This window comes from Chromobacterium aquaticum (assembly GCF_021129195.1).
Lineage (GTDB): Bacteria > Pseudomonadota > Gammaproteobacteria > Burkholderiales > Chromobacteriaceae > Chromobacterium > Chromobacterium aquaticum.
This window is the reverse complement of record NZ_JAJOHW010000194.1, coordinates 1-2,700: the sequence shown is the minus strand read 5'-3', so window position 1 is coordinate 2,700 and position 2,700 is coordinate 1. Positions and strand designations below refer to the sequence as shown.

Below are 2,700 nucleotides of genomic sequence, written 5' to 3'. Positions count from 1 at the left end.
CCCCCTTGCCTGGGGCGGCGGAGCCACCGCTCAGGGTTTGGTAATGATCGCGGAAGTTTTGCGTGGCGCGGCTGGCGCGCGGGGATAGCGGCGCGATCAGCTGGGCGAAGTGGCGTTGCAGGCCGCCGCGCGCGGTCTGGCCGCTTGCCGGATTGCGGTATTCGGACACCACCGGGAGCTTCAGCTTGGTGCCATTGCTCAATTGCACCACATAGTCGCTGGTGGTGGGCGCGTGTTCCAGCGCCAGCGAGCCGCTGGCGTCCAACACGCCTTGCCCCACCGGCATGCCGGCGGCGAACAAGGTGTAGGGCATGCCGCTCCACTGCGAGAGCGAGCCCTGAGGCCCCTGGCTCAATTTGATCCGCAGCGCTTCCTTGAGCAGCGTCTTGGGGTAGGCCGGGTGCTCCGCTTGCAACTGGTCCGGGCCGGTGACGGTCCAGTTCCGTGCCTTGACGGTGTGATTGCCGGGGCTGCCGATTTCCACCGTGCCGTCCTGCTTCAGGCGCAGGTAGGCGCCGCCGCAGAGCAGGGTCAGTTCCTCCTGGGCGGCGATGGCGATCTTGCCGCTGCTGCTGATGTCCAGGTTTTCCAGCGCGTGCAGCTGCAGCGGGCCGTTTTGCGCCTGCAGCGTCACCGCGCCCTGGTTGGCGATCAGCTTGAGTCCGAGTTTTTGCGCGAACAGGCTGATGCTTTCGCCAGCCGCCACGGTGAAGCGTTTCAGCGCCGACACATCGGCCTGGCCGCCGGCGCTGAAGGCCAGGTTTTGCCCGGCCGCCAGTTGCAGCTGGGCCGGAGTGGCCAGCGCGATGCCGGCCGGCGCGTGCGCCAGCAGCGCCGGCTGCTTCAGCTCGGCCAGCGTCTGTCGCAGCAGCTGTTTCTGCGCGCCCAGGTCGGCCAGTTCCGCCTGGGCCTGCCGAGCCGCCTGACGCAGGCTGTCCACCAGTTGGGCCGCTTCTGCCAGCTGATCCAGCGCCGCCTGCATGTCCAGTTGCTTGCCGCCGGCCTTGGGCTGGGCATCGGTGCTGAGGAACAGGCCCTTGGCGGCGCGCAGCGCGCCCCAGCCGTCGGTCCTGAGTTCAAAGCCTTCGCCGCGCGGCGCGCGCTGGCCGTCCACGGCGTGGCCCAGATTGAGCTGGCTCTTGTCGAACTCGGTGGCCAGCTTGATGTGTTCCTCGCCCTGGCGGTCTTCCAGCCGCAGCTTGTTGTTGGCCCAGGTGCGGATCAGGTTGCGGCTGTCCCAGTGCGCGCCGGGGTTGCTGTCGCTGAGTTCGGAGTTGTGCAGGCAGCCGCTGATATAGGGCCGGTCCACATCGCCCAGCACAAAGCTGACCAGCACCTCGGTGCCTGGATGCAGCGGGAAGTGCAGGCCGTATTCCGCGCCGGCGTAAGGCCGGGCCAGCCGCAGCGGGCGGCTGTCGCCGCCGGGCGACCATGCGTCCAGGTCGAAAGGCAGGCGCACGCAGTAGCGGCCTTGCAGGTCGATGGCGCCATAGTGAGTTTTTTCCGGGGCGACGACGCGGGCCGGCAGCGCGCCGGCGATGCGCGGCGCCGGGGTCAGCAGCGCCTGGCGATAGGGGCGGTCGGCGGGGGTGGCGGTGAAGGCGTTGCGGTAGGCGTCGCGGCGGCCGCCCTGGTGCTGGAGCGAGACCAGCAGCCAGCCGTCCGGCGCCGGGGCCAGCGCCGGGCCGTCATGCTTGAAGATCTGGCCGGGGGCGAAGGCTTGCAGGCAGTTGCCGCTGCCGGCGGCGATCCACTGCTGGCAGTGTTCGCGCTGTTGGGCGATCAGCACCGCGCGCTGGCCTTGCGCCGGGTCTTTGTAGTGTTCGCCCCAGAGATAATCGACGCCGCGCGCTCCGGGGGTGTTGGCCGGCGGGCCGCCCTCGGCCAGCAGCACCTGGTTAGCGTCGCGGTAGTTGTAGTCCTTGCGCTGGATACCGGCGCGGATGGGTTGGGCGGCCAGTTCGAAGCGATCCAGGGTTTCTTCGTTGTCGGCCATGCCGGCCTGGGGGCGGAGCTTGAGCTGGACGCCGCCCTGGGGCGGCTGGGTGGGATCGCGGCCGGTGCGGACGTAGGCGTCGAGGTCGTCGCCGAAGACGATGGTTTCCCAGGCGGCGTTGTCCGCTTCGGTGACGAGGTAGTAATAGAGGCCGGCTTTTTCGGCCAGGCGGTGGATGAAGTCGAGATCGGACTCCTGATATTGGGTGACGAACTCCAGCTTGGGATAGGCGGGAGGCGCTTGACCGGGAGCGGGCCGCAGCCGCCAGCTGATTTCGTGGCCGCGGTAGCCGTGGCGGCGCAGCACGGCTTCGATGATGTCCGGCACGGATTGGTGCTGGAAGATGCGGGAATAGCGGCCTTCGCCCAGGCGGGCGAGCTGGGATTCGATGCGCAGCTGGTACCGCGCTTCGTCGTGGCTGGCGCTGAGGCGCTGGGCATGGCTGATCACGCCGCGCCAGCGGCGCAGCAGCTGCGGCGGGGTGTCGGGAAGGATGTCGGCGTCCGGGTGCGGGCCGTGGATGGAGAACAGCGCGTAGCGGTCCAGCAGGGAGACGAGGTCGATGTCTTGTTGGACGGAGCTGACGCGGATATCGGCGGCGAAGGGCCGGCCCAGGGTTTCGTCCAGGGTGAAGGATTCGACCGACAGCAGCTCGGCCGGCAGCTCGGCGAGCTTCAGATGATAGTGCTGTTGCGGCGGCATGG

At 68.9% G+C, this 2,700-nt stretch carries 1 protein-coding gene; it reads right to left on the bottom strand.

Going from position 1 to position 2,700, the window contains the following annotated elements; genetic code table 11:
- On the bottom strand, positions 1 to 2,700 hold a 2,700-nt coding region (locus tag LQT98_RS22485; RefSeq protein WP_231465355.1), incomplete at both ends, for a type VI secretion system Vgr family protein.